General features: G+C 69.5%; 15 protein-coding genes. 2 read left to right on the forward strand and 13 right to left on the reverse strand.

What is annotated here, in order from left to right; all coding sequences use genetic code 11:
- Positions 1-18: 18 nt before the first annotated feature.
- From folK to dksA, 7 genes are all read right to left on the reverse strand, one after another.
- Positions 19-513, reverse strand: a complete 495-nt coding sequence (gene folK / locus NHL60_RS01020; RefSeq protein WP_253447825.1) for a 2-amino-4-hydroxy-6-hydroxymethyldihydropteridine diphosphokinase — start codon at positions 511-513, stop codon at positions 19-21.
- Positions 510-1,910 (reverse strand): polynucleotide adenylyltransferase PcnB, encoded by a 1,401-nt coding sequence (pcnB, locus tag NHL60_RS01025; protein WP_253447828.1) that lies wholly within the window; start codon positions 1,908-1,910, stop codon positions 510-512. Before pcnB ends, folK begins: the two co-directional genes overlap by 4 nt.
- An 851-nt stretch (positions 1,911-2,761) precedes the next feature.
- Positions 2,762-4,156 (reverse strand): sigma-54 dependent transcriptional regulator, encoded by a 1,395-nt coding sequence (locus NHL60_RS01030; RefSeq protein WP_253447832.1) that lies wholly within the window; start codon positions 4,154-4,156, stop codon positions 2,762-2,764.
- The gene (locus tag NHL60_RS01035; RefSeq protein ID WP_253447836.1) at positions 4,153-7,092 is read right to left on the reverse strand and encodes an ATP-binding protein; all 2,940 of its coding nucleotides are present in this window, start codon (positions 7,090-7,092) and stop codon (positions 4,153-4,155) included. The genes NHL60_RS01030 and NHL60_RS01035 overlap by 4 nt, the downstream gene beginning before the upstream one ends.
- A complete protein-coding gene (locus NHL60_RS01040) occupies positions 7,082-7,258 on the reverse strand; it encodes a hypothetical protein (RefSeq protein ID WP_253447839.1) in 177 nt (58 codons plus the stop codon). Before NHL60_RS01040 ends, NHL60_RS01035 begins: the two co-directional genes overlap by 11 nt.
- A gap of 8 nt (positions 7,259-7,266) precedes the next feature.
- Positions 7,267-8,169 (reverse strand): tRNA glutamyl-Q(34) synthetase GluQRS, encoded by a 903-nt coding sequence (gene gluQRS / locus NHL60_RS01045; protein ID WP_253447842.1) that lies wholly within the window; start codon positions 8,167-8,169, stop codon positions 7,267-7,269.
- A gap of 83 nt (positions 8,170-8,252) precedes the next feature.
- Entirely contained in the window at positions 8,253-8,690 is a 438-nt protein-coding gene (gene dksA, locus NHL60_RS01050) for an RNA polymerase-binding protein DksA (RefSeq protein WP_253447845.1), read from the reverse strand.
- 272 nt (positions 8,691-8,962) lie between these two features.
- Between dksA and NHL60_RS01055 the strand changes: the two genes are divergently transcribed.
- On the forward strand, positions 8,963-10,123 hold the full coding sequence (locus NHL60_RS01055; RefSeq protein WP_253447848.1) for a pyridoxal phosphate-dependent aminotransferase: 1,161 nt from the start codon (positions 8,963-8,965) through the stop codon (positions 10,121-10,123).
- Positions 10,124-10,132: 9 nt separating this feature from the next.
- The gene (sfsA, locus tag NHL60_RS01060) at positions 10,133-10,891 is read left to right on the forward strand and encodes a DNA/RNA nuclease SfsA (protein ID WP_253447850.1); all 759 of its coding nucleotides are present in this window, start codon (positions 10,133-10,135) and stop codon (positions 10,889-10,891) included.
- Between the two features lie 30 nt (positions 10,892-10,921).
- Here the strand turns inward: sfsA and NHL60_RS01065 are convergent, their stop codons facing one another.
- The 6 genes from NHL60_RS01065 to NHL60_RS01090 form a co-directional block, all read right to left on the reverse strand.
- Positions 10,922-11,377, reverse strand: coding sequence for a DUF4426 domain-containing protein (locus NHL60_RS01065; protein WP_253447853.1), 456 nt, complete (start codon positions 11,375-11,377; stop codon positions 10,922-10,924).
- Between the two features lie 27 nt (positions 11,378-11,404).
- A complete protein-coding gene (gene metW / locus NHL60_RS01070; RefSeq protein ID WP_253451933.1) occupies positions 11,405-12,001 on the reverse strand; it encodes a methionine biosynthesis protein MetW in 597 nt (198 codons plus the stop codon).
- Positions 12,001-13,158: a homoserine O-acetyltransferase gene (locus tag NHL60_RS01075; RefSeq protein WP_253447856.1), complete on the reverse strand. Its 1,158-nt coding sequence runs from the start codon at positions 13,156-13,158 to the stop codon at positions 12,001-12,003. Before NHL60_RS01075 ends, metW begins: the two co-directional genes overlap by 1 nt.
- A gap of 52 nt (positions 13,159-13,210) precedes the next feature.
- Entirely contained in the window at positions 13,211-13,792 is a 582-nt protein-coding gene (locus tag NHL60_RS01080; protein WP_253447859.1) for a YggT family protein, read from the reverse strand.
- A 58-nt stretch (positions 13,793-13,850) separates the two neighbouring features.
- Positions 13,851-14,675, reverse strand: a complete 825-nt coding sequence (gene proC, locus NHL60_RS01085) for a pyrroline-5-carboxylate reductase (RefSeq protein ID WP_253447862.1) — start codon at positions 14,673-14,675, stop codon at positions 13,851-13,853.
- A 70-nt stretch (positions 14,676-14,745) separates the two neighbouring features.
- The gene (locus NHL60_RS01090) at positions 14,746-15,465 is read right to left on the reverse strand and encodes a YggS family pyridoxal phosphate-dependent enzyme (RefSeq protein ID WP_253447865.1); all 720 of its coding nucleotides are present in this window, start codon (positions 15,463-15,465) and stop codon (positions 14,746-14,748) included.
- Positions 15,466-15,483: the final 18 nt, after the last annotated feature.

Genomic DNA, 15,483 nt, shown 5'->3' on the forward strand with positions numbered 1-15,483 from the left:
ACACTTGCGGCGATGGGCTCAGGTGCGGGGTAACAGTGCCCTCAGGCCGCTCGTCTCCAGGGTCTCCGCCAGCGCCGCCAGGCGGCGACCATCCGGCAGGATGGCATGCGGCGCCAGCTCGAGCAGGGGCACCAGCACGAAGGGGCGCCGCGTCATCTCCGGGTGCGGCACCGTCAGGCGGGGCAGTGCCAGGCGGCTGTCATCGAACAGTAGCAGATCTAGGTCCAGGGTGCGGGGCCCCCAGCGGCGCTGGCGAATCCGGCGGTGGCGCTGCTCCAGGGCCTGGAGCTGGTCGAGCAGGGCCAGGGGCGAGAGGTGCGTCTCGAGGAGCGCGACGGCGTTGATGTAGTCGGGCTGGTCCTGGGGGCCTACCGGTCGGCTGGCATAGAGTCCCGAGGCCGCGATTATCCGGGTCAGCGGAAGCCCGTCGAGCTCAGCCAGGGCGCGCTCGACGTGGCTGCGGGGGTCGTCGAGGTTGCTCCCAAGCCCAACCCAGGCCCGATGCTGGCTCATGCGTCGCCGTTGCCGCCGTTGCGAGGCTTGCGGCGGCGGCGTTTGCGCTTGCGCGGGGCGCCGCTGCCGGCGGGATTGGCGCCGGCCTTGTCGAGCAGGCGGCGCTGCTCGTGCTCGTCGGCCTCCTGGAAGGCGGTCCACCAGTCGCCCAGGCCCGGGGCAAGCTCGCCGGCCGCTTCCCGCAGCAGCAGCAGGTCGTAGGCGGCTCGGAAGCGGGGGTGTTCCCGGGTCTGGAAGACGCGGCGGCCGCGGCGCAGGGGCAGGCGCTGCTGCAGGTCCCAGATGTCCCGCATCGGCAGGCTGAAGCGCTTCGGAATGGAGATATGCTGCAGCTGGCGCGAGACCACCTGCTGGGAGGCGGCCTGCAGCGCGGGGATCGGCGGCAGCCCCTGGGCCTCCTGTTCGGCCTGGCGCAGGACCACCGGGCCCCACAGCAGGGCGGCGAACAGGAAGGCCGGGGTGACCGGGCGCTCCTCGGCGATGCGCCGGTCGGTGCTGGCCAGCGCCGCCTCCACCAGGGGCTCGGCCCAGGGCAGCTCCTCCATGGCCTCGGCGGCTTCCGGGAAGAGCATCTCGAAGAGCCCGTAGTGGCGCAGCAGGCGGAAGGTCTCGACGCCGTGGCCGCCCATGAAGAGCTTGAGGATCTCGTCGAACAGCCGGGCCGGCGGGATCTGCAGCAGCAGCGGGGCCAGCTCGTGGATCGGCGCCTCGGTGCTGGGCGCCAGGTGGAAGTCGAGCTTGGCCGCGAAGCGTATCGCACGCAGCATGCGGACCGGGTCCTCCCGATAGCGGGTGGCCGGGTCACCGATCAGGCGTAGGGTGCGCGCCTCGATGTCCGGCACGCCGCCGGCGAAGTCGTGGATCGAGAAGTCGGCGATGCTGTAGTAGAGCGCATTGATGGTGAAGTCGCGGCGCAGGGCATCCTCCTGGATGTTGCCCCAGACGTTGTCGCGCAGCAGCAGACCCTCGTCGGACTGCTGGGCGATATGGTCGCCGTGGTCGTCGCCGGGCTTGCCGCGGAAGGTGGTGACCTCGATCACCTCGCGGCCGAAGCGCACGTGCACGATGCGAAAGCGTCGGCCGATGATCCGCGAGTTGCGGAACAGCGCCTTGACCTCCTCCGGCGTGGCGTCGGTAGCCACGTCGAAGTCCTTGGGCATGCGGCCGAGCAGGGAGTCGCGAATGCAGCCGCCCACCAGATAGGCCTGGTAGCCGGCGTTGTGCAGCCGGTAGAGCACCTTGAGAGCGGCATCGCTGAAGTGCTGGCGCGACACCGGGTGCTCCTGGCGGGGAATGATGCGCAGCTCGGGCGTGCCGGCGGCGGCGCTGTCGGGGCCGAATAGGGACTTCAGGCGTTCGCCCGGACTCTGCAGGAAACGGGTAAATCCTTTGAACATGCGTCGATATCGACTCGCGGGGCGGAAAAAGGGTGCGAAAGGGATTGAGTGTAGCCGACGCCCGGGACCTTGCATAGCGTGATGCCGGCCGAGGTGGGCCCACAGTAGAAGGGGGAGACCTGTCGGCCTCCCCCTCAAGCGTTCATGCAGCGTCCTTGCTGCTGGTTCTTCTTCGTGATGGCACATCGCCTTGAATACGCACCGCAGTCACCAGGGTAGTGATCAGGCTAGCTGTGTTGTTGTCCTTGTTGGCGCCCCTGGGGGGTGACCGCCTCGTATTCAAAACAATAATCCAACCACGACGGCAGCTAGTCTGCCTCCCCCCGGCTTGTTGGTGTTGTTGCCGGGGGTGCATCTTCGACGGCGCTTGTTCTTGTTGTTGGCCGTACCGATGCGTCGCGTCCTGGGTCTTCCGGTACCTTGCGACGGCTTGTTGTTGTTCTTGGGCAAGGGGCCGGGCGTGTCGGCTGTTGTTCTTGTTGGTCGACTGCGCCTGTGCTGCTCTGGCCCGCTGACTTGTTGTTGTTGGCTAGCGGGTCTGGTCACGTCCGGCTGCGGTGTTGTTCTTGTTGTTGCGCTAGGGCAGCGGGTGACACCGGAACTTGTTTTTCTTGCCCAGATATATTGCACCCCTCGTGCCACCTTGTTTTTATTCCATATGGAACAGTGGCTTATGGATATGGTGCGGCCTGTGCTCCGGGCGCTTCTGGAGAAGTGTTACCCGTCAGGCACCATCTGAGCGCACAGGCTGTGTGGGACGGTAACAAATGGGGCAGAGTGGGTAGCCGGTGCCCAGACGACAGCGCCCGCGGCCAAGGCCGCGGGCGCTTGCACTATGGTCGTAGAGCCAGCTACTCGCTCTTGCGGCGCGGGCTCTTCTTGCGGGGGATGCCGAGACGCTGGCGGCGCTCCCACAGCGACTTGCGGCTGATGCCGAGCTTCTGGGCCAGCTCCGTCTCGCTCATCCGGTCCTGGTGCTCGAGGACGAAGTGCTGGAAGTAGTCCTCCAAGGAGAGGTCGTCCTCACCGCCCTCGGCCGGGGCCGGCTTGGCGGGTCCCTCCTGGGCGGGAGCGGGCTGACGGGCGGCGGGAGTGGCGGCGCTGGGCGGGGAGAGCCCCAGGTCGTCCGGATGGATCAGGTGGCCCTCGGCGAGGATCACGCCCCGCTCCAGGGCGTTCTCCAGCTCGCGCACGTTGCCGGGCCAGGGGTAGTCGTGGATCTCGCGGCGGGCGGCCCGGGAGAGGCGCAGCCCCTCGCGCTCATGGCGCTGGCACGCCTTCTCCAGCAGGGTGTCGGCGATCACCAGCACGTCATCTTCGCGCTCCCGCAGCGGAGGCAGGTCGATCTGCATCACGTTGAGGCGGTAGTAGAGGTCGAGTCGGAACTCGCCGGTCTTCGACAGGGCGCGCAGGTCGCGGTGGGTGGCGGCGATCAGTCGCACGTCGACGTGGCGGGTCTCCACCGAGCCGATCTTGCGGATCTCGCCCTCCTGAAGCACGCGCAGCAGCCGCGCCTGGGCGTCCAGGGGCAGCTCGCCGATCTCGTCGAGGAAGAGGGTGCCGCCGTCGGCGGCCTCCACCAGGCCGGTACGCGCCGCGCTGGCGCCGGTGAAGGCGCCCTTCTCGTGACCGAAGAGTTCGGACTCGATCAGGGTTTCGGGAATCGCCGCACAGTTGACGCAGATGAGCGGGGCCTGGGCCCGCCTGCTCTGCTGGTGGAGCGCACGGGCCACCAGCTCCTTGCCGGTGCCGGATTCTCCCTGGATCAGCACGGTGACGTCGGCGGGGGCGGTCTTGCGGATGCGCGAGTAGACCAGCTGCATGGCCGGGCAGTTGCCGATCATCGGCTGGGCCTGGCCGCCGGGCTCGGTGATGTCGGGGGGCTCTGCCCGCCGCGAGGCCTGCAGGTGCAGTACCCGGGCCACGGTCTCGAGCAGTTCGTCGTGGTCGAAGGGCTTGGCCACGTAGTCCACCGCGCCCTGCTTCAGGGCATCCACCGCCGAGCGCATGCTGGCGTAGCTGGTCATGATCACCACGGGGACCGGGGCTGCCCGGGGGATCAGGTCGGTGCCGGGGGCGCCGGGCAGGCGCAGGTCGCTGATCACCAGGTCGAATCGCTGAGGGTCGGCGGCCAGGGCCTCATCCACCGAGCCAGCCTCCTCGACGCGGTAGTCGTGGCGCTCCAGCAGGCGGCGCAGGGCGCGGCGGATGATGGCTTCGTCTTCTACGATCAGGATCCGGCTCATCGCGGGGTCTCACCCTCCTGTGGGTTCAGCGGCAGCCAGAGGCTGATGCGGGTGCCGCGCTCCTGGCCCGGCGGCGGCGAGTCGATGTCGATCTGGCCGTGGTGCTCGGCGACGATGCTGTAGACCAGCGGCAGGCCGAGCCCAGTGCCCTCTCCGGGTGGCTTGGTGGTGGTGAAGGGCTCGAAGAGGTGGTCGCGGACCCGCTCGTCGAGGCCGTGACCCTCGTCGGTGACGGTGAGCCGCAGTCCCGCCTCCTCGGGGGTCGCCTCGATGACCACCCGGTCGCCGGGGGCGCTGGCATCGCGGGCGTTGCCGAGCAGGTTGACCATCACCTGCAGCAGCCGCTGGGCGTCGCCGTGCACCTGGGGCGTGCCGGGGCAGCGGTTCTCGAAGGCGATATCGTCTCCCGAGCGGGCGAGGTGGATCAAGTGGATCGCTTCGTCGGTCACCTCGGCCAGGGAGACCGGGGCAAAGTGCTGCCCGCCCAGGTGGCGGCCGCCGTGGGCGAAGCCCACCAGGGAGGAGACGATGCGTGAGACGCGGTCGGTGAGCTGCTGGATCTGCTCGGCGGTCTCGAGGATCTCGGGGTCCTCGGTGTCGTAGCGCAGGTTCTGGGCCAGGGACGAGATGCCGGTGATGGGGTTGCCGATCTCGTGGGCGACCCCGGCGGCGAGCTGGCCGATGGAGGCCAGCCGGGCGGCGTGTACCAGCTCGTCCTCGAGCCACTTCATCTCGCTGTGATCCTCCACCAGCACCACCAGGCCGCCGGGGTCGCTGTCGTCGCCGGCCAGTTCGGCCTTGTGCAGGCTCAGGTAGCGGACGCCGCCGTCGAGGGTGACCGGCTGCTTGTAGAGCTGGCTCTGGGGCTCGGCCAGGATGCGTCCGAGCAGCTCGCCCCAGGGAGCCGGGAGGCTGTCGCGGCGGGCGCCGATCACGCTGGCGCCATCGATGCCGCTGAGGGCGGCCAGGGCATCGTTCCACATCAGCAGCTCACCATCCTCGCCGAAGGCGCAGAGGCCGATGGGCAGGCGGGTCAGGGTGCGGCGGTGGTAGCGGCGCAGGCCGTCGAGCTCCCGGGCCAGGCCGGTGAGCCGTGAGCGATAGGCCTCCAGGCGGCTCTCCACGAAATGGATATCGTCGGTGGCCCCCGGCACGTCGTGGCGGTAGGGCAGGTGGCGGTCGACGATGTCCTGGGCCACCGAGGGGCCCATCAGTCCGGAGAGGTTGGCCTGCAGGCGGTCGCGCAGGCGGCGCAGGGCATAGGGGCGGCCGTCCAGGGGCGAGAGGCCGAGATCGTCGAGGGCGCGGTTCACCTCGCGGTGGGCCACCTCCTCGCCCAGGGCGCGGGCCAGGTGCTCCTTGAACTCTTCGCCGTTGGTGGCCTCCAGGGGAAGCCGCTTGGGCCGGATCACCGCATCCACCGAGCAGGCCTCGGCCGCGGCACGCTCCCCTTCGGAGGTGGGGGTGGCCAGGGAGACCAGGATGAACACTAGGGCGTTGCCGGCCAGGGAGACCAGGGTGACCACGTACCACGCCGGCTCGCCGGTGAGCCCCTCGAGCCCGGGGGGCACCAGCAGCAGCGGTGGCAGGCCGGTGAGCAGCGGGCCCCAGAGGCCCAGCAGCCACACCAGCAGCCCCACCGCCAGGCCGGCCACCATCCCCTTGCGGTTGGCGCCCGGCCAGTAGAGCAGAGCCAGCAGGCCGGGCAGGCACTGGGCCATGCCGACGAAGGTAGCCAGGGCCAGGGTCGAGAGGTCATGGTGAACGCTGACGGTGCGGTAGAAGAGCCAGCCGCCGAGCACCACGGCGCCGACCAGGGCGCGGCGCAGCCAGAGCAGCCAGCGGTAGAGGTCGAGCTGCGCCTCGGGGGGGTGGGCGACCAGCAGCACGTGGTTGAGGACCATGCCGGCCAGGGCGAGGGCGATCATCACCATGGTGGCACTGGTGGCGGCGAGGCCGGCGATGAAGGCCAGCGCCTGGACCCAGGGGGCGTCCGAGAGCGCGAAGGCCAGGTAGGCGGAGGGCAGCTGCTCCTGGGCGCCGAGGCTCTGCCCGGCCCACAGGATCAGCGGCACCGGCAGCGCGATCAGCAGCAGGAAGAGTGGCAGCGACCAGCTCGCCTGGAGCAGGGTGTGGCGGGAGTGGGTCTCGGTAAAGGTGATATGGAAGATATGCGGCATCAGCAGGGACGCGGCGAAGAAGAGCAGCAGCAGGGTGCGCCAGTGGGCGGGGTCGGGCTGCTCCACCTCGGTCTGGAAGGCCTGGCCGGGGCCGTCGATCCACGCCTGGAGGTCGGCGGGGCCGTCGAAGACCACGAACAGGGCGAAGGCGCCGAGGCTCAGCATGGCCACCAGCTTGATCAGCGAGGAGAGGGCGATCACCGCCAGCAGGCTGTCGTGGTGGCCGTCCACGTGGCGGCGGCGCGCCCCGAAGAGCATGGCGAACAGGGCGATGACGGCACAGAAGGCCAGCGCCAGCAGCGAGGGCGAGGCGGCGCCGGTCATCAGATAGATGGCATCGCCCATGGTTTGCACCTGCAGGGCCAGCAGCGGCAGCACCGCCAGCAGGCTCACCAGGGTGATCAGGGTGCCGACCCAGCGCGAGCGGAAGCGGAAGGCGAAGAGGTCCGCCAGGGAGGCGAGCTGGTGGGTGCGCACCATGCGCTGGATCGGCACCAGCAGCACCGGGGCGAGCAGGAAGGCGCCGGCCACGCCCAGGTAGTAGGCCAGGTAGGCATAGCCGGAGGTGGAGGCCATCTCCATGCTGCCGTGGATCGCCCAGGCGCTGGCGTAGACCCCGAGGGCCAGGGTGTAGACCACCGGGTGGCGGGTGATCCGCGTGCCGATCAGGCCGCGCTCCACGGCCAGGGCGCAGAGGAAGAGCACCAGCAGGAAGCCGGCGCCGATGGCGAGCATCCCGGCCAGGCTAGCGTTCATCGAGCTTCCTCTTCTGTTCCAGCCACAGGGTCAGGGCGATCAGCACCCCCCAGATCAGGAAGGGCTTGTACCAGGCGACGCCGGGGCTGGCCCAGCCGCTCATCATCAGCGGCGAGAGCAGGTAGCCGCCGAGCACCAGAAACAGCAGGATGCGATAGACGTACATGGCGCCTCTCAGTCGGGCAGGGGGGCGTCCGCCCCGTGGGTGCGGTGCGGTTCGGCTCGCAGTCGCGCTACCTGCCAGTGGTCGACGGCCCAGGCCAGCTGCTCCGCCACCGGCGCCTGGCGAAGCTCGACGGGCGGGGCCTGGTCCAGGGCCGCCAGTGCCCCGTGCAGCAGCGGGCGCACGGCGGCGTCCTCGGTGGGCAGGGCCGGCGCCAGGTTCTGCTTGGAGAGCTTCTGGCCATCCTCGCCGAGGATCAGCGGCAGGTGCAGGTAGCGCGGTTCCGGATAGCCCAGGGCGTGCTGAAGCTGGCGCTGCCAGGGGGTGTTGTCGAGCAGGTCGAAGCCGCGTACCACGTCGCTGATCCCCTGGTCGGCGTCGTCTACCACCACGGCGAGCTGGTAGGCCCAGAGGCCATCCTTGCGCTTGAGCACCACGTCCCCGAGGTCGGCCGGGTCGAAGCGCTGCTCGCCGAACAGCCGGTCCTGCCACACCACCGGGCGCAGGCCCAGGTCGCTGCGCAGCCGCCAGGCCACCGGCCTGCCGGGGTCACGCACGCCCTGGCGGCACCAGCCGGGGTAGACGGAGTGGTCGCGCCACTGCCTGCGCGAGCAGCTGCAGGGGTAGGCCAGGCCCTGGTCGCGCAGGCGTTCCAGAGCGGCCGCATAGGCGTTGCCGCGGTCGTGCTGCCAGAGCACCGGGCCATCCCAGTGCAGGCCGAAGGCCTCGAGCTGGCGCTGGATGGCGTCGGCGGCGCCGGCAGGGCAGCGCGGAGGGTCGATGTCCTCGATGCGCAGCCACCACTCGCCGCCGGCATGGCGGGCGTCCAGGAAGCTGGCCAGGGCGGCCACCAGGGAGCCGAAGTGCAGCGGGCCGGACGGGGTCGGGGCGAAGCGTCCGCGATAGGGCGTCATGGGGAGCTCCGGTCGTCAGACATGCAAACGGGCACCCAGGGGTGCCCGTCGCTGTGCGTCGGAAAAGGCATCGACAGGCCGGCTCAGCCGCCCAGCTGCTTTTCCTTGAGCTCGGCCAGCGTCTTGCAGTCGACGCAGAGGGTGGCCGTGGGACGGGCCTCCAGGCGGCGGATGCCGATCTCGACGCCACAGGCCTCGCAGAAGCCGTAGTCGTCCTCGTCGATCTTCTCGAGGGTCTCGTTGATCTTCTTGAGCAGCTTGCGCTCGCGATCCCGGGTGCGCAGCTCCAGGCTGAAGCCCTCCTCCTGGGTGGCGCGGTCGGCCGGGTCGGCGTAGTTGTTCGCCTCTTCCTGCAGATGGCGTACGGTGCGGTCCACCTCTTCCATGAGCTCCTGCTTCCAGCCCAGCAGGATCTGTCGGAAGTGCTCCAGCTGCTGCTCGTTCATGTACTCCTCACCCGCCGCCGGTTCGTACGGGGTGAACTTCTTGGGAGCTTCCGCTTTCTTGTCGGCTACTGGCATGGGACTGCCTCGTTACTTGAGTGACTGCTGATCAATACCCGCCGTGATGCAAGGTATCTCACGCCAAAGGCATGCTTGTTTAGCGGAAAAGCCGGGGCTTTGCAACCTCGTGGCCGCCGCCGGCTGCGAACCTGCCACCAAAGTCGCTACACTGGCACGCCTCGGGGTCATGTCGGTTTGACCACGACGGGGAGCCCGAGCTCCCCGCGCCTATCACCATTCCTCCGGCCGGCATGATGCCATGCCCGCCGATCGCTGACAGGAGCCTTGCCATGGCGTGGAGTCCACGCATCGACCGTGTCGCCCCCTTCCGGGTGATGAGCCTGCTGGAAGCCGCCCAGGCCCGTGAGGCCGCCGGCCACGACGTGATCCATCTGGAGGTGGGCGAGCCCGACTTTCCCACCCCCGAGCCGGTGGTGGCCGCCGGCCAGGCGGCGCTGGCCGCAGGCCAGACCCGCTACACCCCGGCGGCGGGCCTGCCGGCCCTGCGCGAGGCGATCGCCGGCCACTATGCCGAGCACTTCGGTGCCGAGGTCGACCCGCGGCGCATCCTGGTCACGCCCGGGGCCTCCGGGGCGCTGCTGCTGGCCAGCCAGCTGCTCGCCGGCCCCGGCGACCGGGTGCTGATGGCCGATCCCAACTACCCCTGTAACCGCCACTTCATGGCCCTGGCCGGGGCCGAGGTGGATGCCGTACCGGTGGGCCCCGAGAGCGGCTGGCAGCTGGATGCGGGCCTGATCGAGGCCCACTGGCGCGATGCCACCCGCCTGGCGATGCTGGCCACCCCCTCCAACCCCACCGGCCATATGCTGGATGCCGACCGGCTCGCGGCGGTGGCGGAGACCGTGGCGGCCAGGGGCGGGCACCTGCTGGTGGACGAGATCTACCAGGGGCTCTGCTTCGATCTCGAGCCGCTCTCGGTGGCCTCGCTCACCCCGGACGCCTTCGTGGTCAACAGCTTCTCCAAGTACTTCGGCATGACCGGCTGGCGACTGGGCTGGCTGCTGGCGCCGGAGGCGGCGGTGGAGCCGCTGACCCGGCTGGCCCAGAACGTCTTCCTGGCCGCCCCCACCCTCGCCCAGCATGCGGCGCTGGCGGCCTTCACCCCCGAGTGTCGCGGGATTCTCGAGGCCCGTCGCAGTGAGCTGGCGCGCCGCCGGGACGCCCTGCTGGCGGCCCTGGCGCCCCTGGGGCTTGCGCCCTCGCTGCCGCCCCAGGGCGCCTTCTACCTGTGGCTCGACATCTCCCGCTACAGTCACGACAGCCAGGCCTTCTGCCGGCGCCTGCTGGAGGAGGAGAACGTGGCGATCACGCCGGGGGTCGACTTTGCCCTCGAAGGGGGCGAGCACCATGTGCGCATCGCCTTTACCACCGGGGTCGAGCGCCTGGAGGAGGCGGTGAGCCGCCTCGCACGCTTCCTGGCCCGGCAGTAGGGGGCGCGCATGGACTATCCGGAGCTGGTGCCGGGCACCCTGCTGCGGCGCTACAAGCGTTTCCTCGCCGACGTGCGCCTCGCCGACGGCCGCGAGGTAGTCGCCCACTGCCCCAACACCGGCTCCATGCGGGCGGTGAACGTGCCGGGCTGTCGAGTCTGGCTCTCGCCCAGCGACAACCCGAAGCGCAAGCTGGCCTGGACCTGGGAGCTGATCGAGCTGCCCCAGCCCGATGGCAGCGTGGCGCTGGCCTCGGTGCAGACCGGGCGGGCCAACCGCATCGTCGAGGAGGCGCTGCGTGCCGAAAGGGTGGTGGAGCTGGCCGGCTATGCGACGCTCGGGCGCGAGGCGAAGGTGGTGCTCGAGGGCGGCCTCGCGGCGCGCCTTGACTTTCGCCTGAATGACCCGGTGCGCGGCAGTGCCTTCGTGGAGGTCAAGCAGGTGACGCTCCGCGAGGCCGACGGCCACGGCTACTTTCCGGACGCGGTGAGCGAGCGGGGCAGAAGGCACCTGGAGGTTCTTTCAGCATTGGCCGGGCGCGGCGAGCGTGCGGTGCTGCTCTTCTGCGTGGCCCATGAGGCCATCCCCGACGTGGCGCCGGCCGAGCACCTCGACCCGGCCTATGCGGCGGCGCTGAGGGCGGCGGCGGCAAGCGGCGTGGAGGTGCTGGCGCGGCGCTGCGAGGTGGGGCGCCGCGGTGAGACACCGGTGGCGATTCGCCTCGGGCCGGTGCTGCCGGTGGCCCTCGAGCGACGTTTCAACGACTGATCGCCGGCGCCGGGCAGGCCCGGCGGAGACTCAGCGGTCGATGTAAAAGCGCTGGATAAAGCTGACCCGGGCCGGTTCGGCGTTGCGGTCGTGGAGCACTTCCAGGTCGAAGCGCATGGGCTCGTCGTCGTGGATGCGGAAGACCGCCACCTGGGAGGGGGCGTCGCCACTGCGCAGGGTGCGGAAGCTCAGTGGGGCGCTCGGATCGCTGCTGTTGAGTCCGCCTACCGTGCCGTTGACGCTGACCGGCAGGGCGCGGGTGGTGCCATCCTCGCGCTCTTCGAGCACGCTGACGTTGAGCAGCGCCATCACCTGGCTGCGCTGGATATTGTGTTCCCGTGCCACCTCTTCTGGCAGGAAGCTGGTGTTCACCGCGCTGTAGTGGATCTGATAGTTGCCGACCTGCTCATACTGCTGGGCGACGGCGGTGCCCGCCAGCAGCATCATGCCGGCGGCGAGCAGCCCGCTCAGGAAGCCTTGCCTCATCGTGAACCCTCTTGTGCCGTTGCCGGGTCAACCGCGGGCGACCCGGAAGATCGCGATTTCGCCGAACAGGTTGGGCCACAGCCGCGAGGTCCAGTGGCCCTCGTGGTCGCCGATGCCCACCGCTCGGTCGACGATAATGAGACCCTTGTCCCGGCAGAGTTGTTCAAAGTCGTTGAAGGTCGAGAGGTGGATGTTGGGGGTGTCGTACCAGGCGTGGGGCAGCGACTTGGAGACCGGCATGTAGCCGCGAATGCCCAGGTGCACCCGATGGCGCCAGTAGGCGAAGTTGGGGAAGGTGATGATCGCCTCGCTGGCCACCCGCAGCATCTCGTCCAGAGCGCGGTCGGGGCGACGCAGGGCCTGCAGGGCCTGGGTCATGACCACCAGGTCGCAGGCGTCATCCTCGAAGTTGGAAAGCCCCTCGTCGAGGTTCTGCTCGATGACGTTGACGCCCCGGGCGACGCAGGCCGTGATGCCGTCGGGGTCGATCTCCAGACCGTAGCCGGTGACGTTCTTGTCCCGGGCCAGGGCCGCCAGCAGGGAGCCGTCGCCGCAGGCCAGGTCGAGGATATGGGCGCCCTCGGGGATCCAGTCGTGGATCAGCTTGAAGTCGGGCCGGTTCATCATGGGCGGGTCTCCAGGCCGATGTCGCGGGCGACGCGATCCATGAAGGCGGCGAACACCGCCTGGTAGCGAGGCTCCGGCATCAGGAAGGCATCGTGGCCATGGGTCGAGTCGATATTGGCATAGCTGACCGCCTTGCCGGCGCGCACCATGGCGTTGACCAGCTCCCGGGAGCGCGAGGGCGGGAAGCGCCAGTCGGTGGTGAAGCTGACCACCAGGAAGGGGCACTGCGCCGGGGCCAGGGCCCGGGCCAGGTCGCCCTCGTGGGCCGCGGCCGGGTCGAAGTAGTCCAGGGCCTTGGTCATCAGCAGGTAGGTGTTGGCGTCGAAGGAGGTGGAGAAGGTGTCTCCCTGGTAGCGCAGGTAGGACTCCACCTGGAACTCCACGTCGAAGCCGAAGTTGAGGTCGTCGCTGCGCAGGTCGCGGCCGAACTTGCTGCCCATGGCATCTTCGGAGAGGTAGGTGATATGCCCCACCATGCGCGCCAGCTTGAGGCCGCGCCGCGGCACGGTGCCGTGCTCGGCGTACCAGCCGTCGTGGAAGTCGGGGTCCGAGCGAATGGCCTGGCGGGCCACCTCGTTGAAGGCGATGTTCTGGGCCGACAGCTTGGGGGTGGCGGCGATCACTGCGGCGCTGGCGACCCGCTCGGGGTAGGCCAGGGCCCACTGCAGCGCCTGCATGCCGCCGAGGCTGCCGCCGATCACCGCGGCGAAGCGCTCGATCCCCAGGCGGTCGGCCAGCCGGGCCTGGCTGTTGACCCAGTCGCTGACCGTCATCATCGGGAACTCCGGCCCCCACAGCCGGCCGCTCTCGGGATTCTCGCGATTGGGGCCGGTGCTGCCGTGGCAGCCGCCCAGGTTGTTGAGCGAGACCACGAAGAAGCGCTCGGTATCGATGGACTTGCCGGGGCCGATATGGGTATCCCACCAGCCCGGCTTGCGCTCGTCGGCGCTGTGGTAGCCGGCGGCGTGATGATGCCCGGAGAGGGCGTGGCAGATCAGCACCGCGTTGGAGCGCTCGGCGTTCAGGGTGCCGTAGGTCTCGTAGACGAGGTCGTAGGCCGGCAGCGTCCTGCCGCAGGCCAGGGCCAGGGGGTCGTCGAAGTGCGCCGTTTGCGGCGTCACCAGGCCGACCGAGTCACCAGGGAGCTCGGGCATCAGTGGTTCCGTGTCCAGTCGTTGTGGTGGGGCTGAATGGGCGCGTCGGGCATCACAGCCCGACCAGGGCGCCGGCCACGCCGGCGGCGCGGGTCAGCGAGCCCACCACGATACCATCGATCATGCTGATGGCGATGAACGCCACGATGGGCGAGAGGTCGATCATGCCCAGGGGCGGGATCACCTTGCGCAGCGGGGCCATGATCGGCTCCACCAGCTGCATAACCAGCAGCGCCCCCGGATGGCTGGCGTTGGGCGCCACCCAGCTGAGGATGATCATCACGATCAGCGCGAAGAAGTAGATCTTCAGGATGGCATTGGCCAGCGCCGCCACGGCGCCGATGGCCACGCCGGCAATCGGCGCCATGCCGAAGCCGGCGATCTGCAGGATGATGACGATGCTAACCGCCTTGATTACGAAGCCGGCGGCTAGGGTGGCCATGTCGAAGCGACCCATCACCGGGCCCAGGAAGCCCTGGAAGGGGCGCACCGCCGGCTGGGTAATCTTCACTACCGTCTGGCTGATGGGGTTGTAGTAGTCGGCCTGTGACGCCTGCAGCAGGAAACGCAGCATCAGCAGGAAGATGTACAGGTTGACCAGGGTGTTGACCAGCAGCAGGCCGGCATTGCCCATGAGGATTCCTCCATGTCGTGGCTGGCCGCATCGGGCGGCCAGCCGGTAGCGGTGTGTGCTAGCGCTTGCCGAGTTCGGCGGCCATCTCGCGGGCGCGTTCGGCGCACTCTTCCATGGCCTCGGCCATCAGCTGGCGCAGGCCACCCTGTTCGAGGCGTGATACGGCGCGCTCGGTGGTGCCGCCCGGCGACATCACGTTGCGGCGCAGCTCCTCCGGCGGCTTGTCGCTGGCCATCGCCATCTTAGCGGCGCCCAGGGCGGTCTGCATGGCCAGCCGGCGGGCGGTCTCGGCGGGCAGGCCGAGCCTGACGCCGGCCTCCTCCATGGCCTCGAACATCAGGAAGAAGTAGGCAGGCCCGCTGCCGGAGACGGCGGTGACGGCGTCGAGCAGGGGCTCCTCCTCGACCCAGGCCACCAGGCCCACGGCCTCCATCAGCTCGGTTGCAAGCGTGCGCTGCTCATCGCTGACCTTGGCGTTGGCGTAGAGACCGGAGGCGCCTGCGCCCACCAGGGCCGGGGTGTTGGGCATGCAGCGCACGATGGCCAGGTCGCCGCCGAGCCAGGCTTCCAGGGTCTCGGCGTCCAGGCCGGCGGCCACCGAGATGAGCAGCGGACGGCGCTGCTGCACCACGCTGGCGAGCCCCTCGCACACCTCTTTCATGATCTGGGGCTTTACCGCCAGCACCACCACGTCGGCCTGGGCCACGGCGGCGACGTTATCGGTATTGGTGTGAATGCCATAGCGCTCATGGACCGGCGCCAGGAAGGCGTCGCTGGGCGAGGTGGCGGTGATCGAGGAGGGGGAGTGGCCGCTCTCGATCATTCCGCCGATGATGGCGCTGGCCATGTTGCCGGCGCCGATGAAGGTGACTCTGGTGGCCATGGGGGTGTCCTGTATCGCTCGACGATGGAGCGCCGCGGGGTATCCGGCGGCGGCGTTGTTCGTTGGTGGCTCAGCGGGGCGGCTCGCGCTCCCCGAAGATGGCGGTGCCGACGCGTACCAGGGTAGCGCCTTCCCGCACGGCGGCTTCGAGGTCGCCGGTCATGCCCATGGAGAGGGTATCCAACGGAGCCTCGGGGAAGCGCTCACGCAGCGCTTCCAGGGCCTCGCGCAGGCGGGCGAAGGGCTTCCGCTGGGCTTCCCGGTCCTCGGCGGGGGCCGGGATCGCCATCAGGCCGCGCAGGCGCAGGCGCGGCATCGAGAGCACCGCTGCGGCCAGCGCCGGCAGCTCGGCCAGGCTGGCGCCGGACTTGGTGGCCTCGTCGCTGATATTGACCTGCAGGCAGATCTCCAGCGGCGGCATATCCGCGGGGCGTTGATCGTTGAGGCGCCGTGCAATCTTCTCGCGGTCTACGCTATGTACCCAGGCGAAGTGTTCGGCCACGTCGCGGGTCTTGTTGGACTGCAGCGGGCCGATGAAATGCCAGACGATGCCGTCGAGGTCGGCCAGTGCCGCCTGCTTCTCCAGGGCTTCCTGGACGTAGTTCTCGCCGAATTCGCGCTGGCCGAGGTGCCAGGCCTCGCGGATCAGCGATGCCGGCTTGGTCTTGCTGACCGCCATCAGGCGGGCATCGGTGGCCGGGCGGCCGGCGTCGTTCAGGGCCTCGGCCAGACGGGTACGCACGGCGGCCAGGGACTCGGCGAGCGGACTGGAGGCAGAAGAGACCGTCATGTGGCAAGCTCTGTCATA

Source organism: Halomonas sp. Y3, assembly GCF_024137965.1.
GTDB classification, from domain to species: domain Bacteria; phylum Pseudomonadota; class Gammaproteobacteria; order Pseudomonadales; family Halomonadaceae; genus Halomonas; species Halomonas mongoliensis.

What these genes read in the sequence shown, in the direction of transcription:
- folK (WP_253447825.1), bottom strand. Translation starts at nt 513, where the DNA reads ATGAGCCAGCATCGGGCCTGGGTTGGGCTTGGGAGCAACCTCGACGAC.
- pcnB (WP_253447828.1), bottom strand. Translation starts at nt 1,910, where the DNA reads ATGTTCAAAGGATTTACCCGTTTCCTGCAGAGTCCGGGCGAACGCCTG.
- NHL60_RS01030 (WP_253447832.1), bottom strand. Translation starts at nt 4,156, where the DNA reads ATGAGCCGGATCCTGATCGTAGAAGACGAAGCCATCATCCGCCGCGCC.
- NHL60_RS01035 (WP_253447836.1), bottom strand. Translation starts at nt 7,092, where the DNA reads ATGAACGCTAGCCTGGCCGGGATGCTCGCCATCGGCGCCGGCTTCCTG.
- NHL60_RS01040 (WP_253447839.1), bottom strand. Translation starts at nt 7,258, where the DNA reads ATGTACGTCTATCGCATCCTGCTGTTTCTGGTGCTCGGCGGCTACCTG.
- gluQRS (WP_253447842.1), bottom strand. Translation starts at nt 8,169, where the DNA reads ATGACGCCCTATCGCGGACGCTTCGCCCCGACCCCGTCCGGCCCGCTG.
- dksA (WP_253447845.1), bottom strand. Translation starts at nt 8,690, where the DNA reads ATGCCAGTAGCCGACAAGAAAGCGGAAGCTCCCAAGAAGTTCACCCCG.
- NHL60_RS01055 (WP_253447848.1), top strand. Translation starts at nt 8,963, where the DNA reads ATGGCGTGGAGTCCACGCATCGACCGTGTCGCCCCCTTCCGGGTGATG.
- sfsA (WP_253447850.1), top strand. Translation starts at nt 10,133, where the DNA reads ATGGACTATCCGGAGCTGGTGCCGGGCACCCTGCTGCGGCGCTACAAG.
- NHL60_RS01065 (WP_253447853.1), bottom strand. Translation starts at nt 11,377, where the DNA reads ATGAGGCAAGGCTTCCTGAGCGGGCTGCTCGCCGCCGGCATGATGCTG.
- metW (WP_253451933.1), bottom strand. Translation starts at nt 12,001, where the DNA reads ATGAACCGGCCCGACTTCAAGCTGATCCACGACTGGATCCCCGAGGGC.
- NHL60_RS01075 (WP_253447856.1), bottom strand. Translation starts at nt 13,158, where the DNA reads ATGCCCGAGCTCCCTGGTGACTCGGTCGGCCTGGTGACGCCGCAAACG.
- NHL60_RS01080 (WP_253447859.1), bottom strand. Translation starts at nt 13,792, where the DNA reads ATGGGCAATGCCGGCCTGCTGCTGGTCAACACCCTGGTCAACCTGTAC.
- proC (WP_253447862.1), bottom strand. Translation starts at nt 14,675, where the DNA reads ATGGCCACCAGAGTCACCTTCATCGGCGCCGGCAACATGGCCAGCGCC.
- NHL60_RS01090 (WP_253447865.1), bottom strand. Translation starts at nt 15,465, where the DNA reads ATGACGGTCTCTTCTGCCTCCAGTCCGCTCGCCGAGTCCCTGGCCGCC.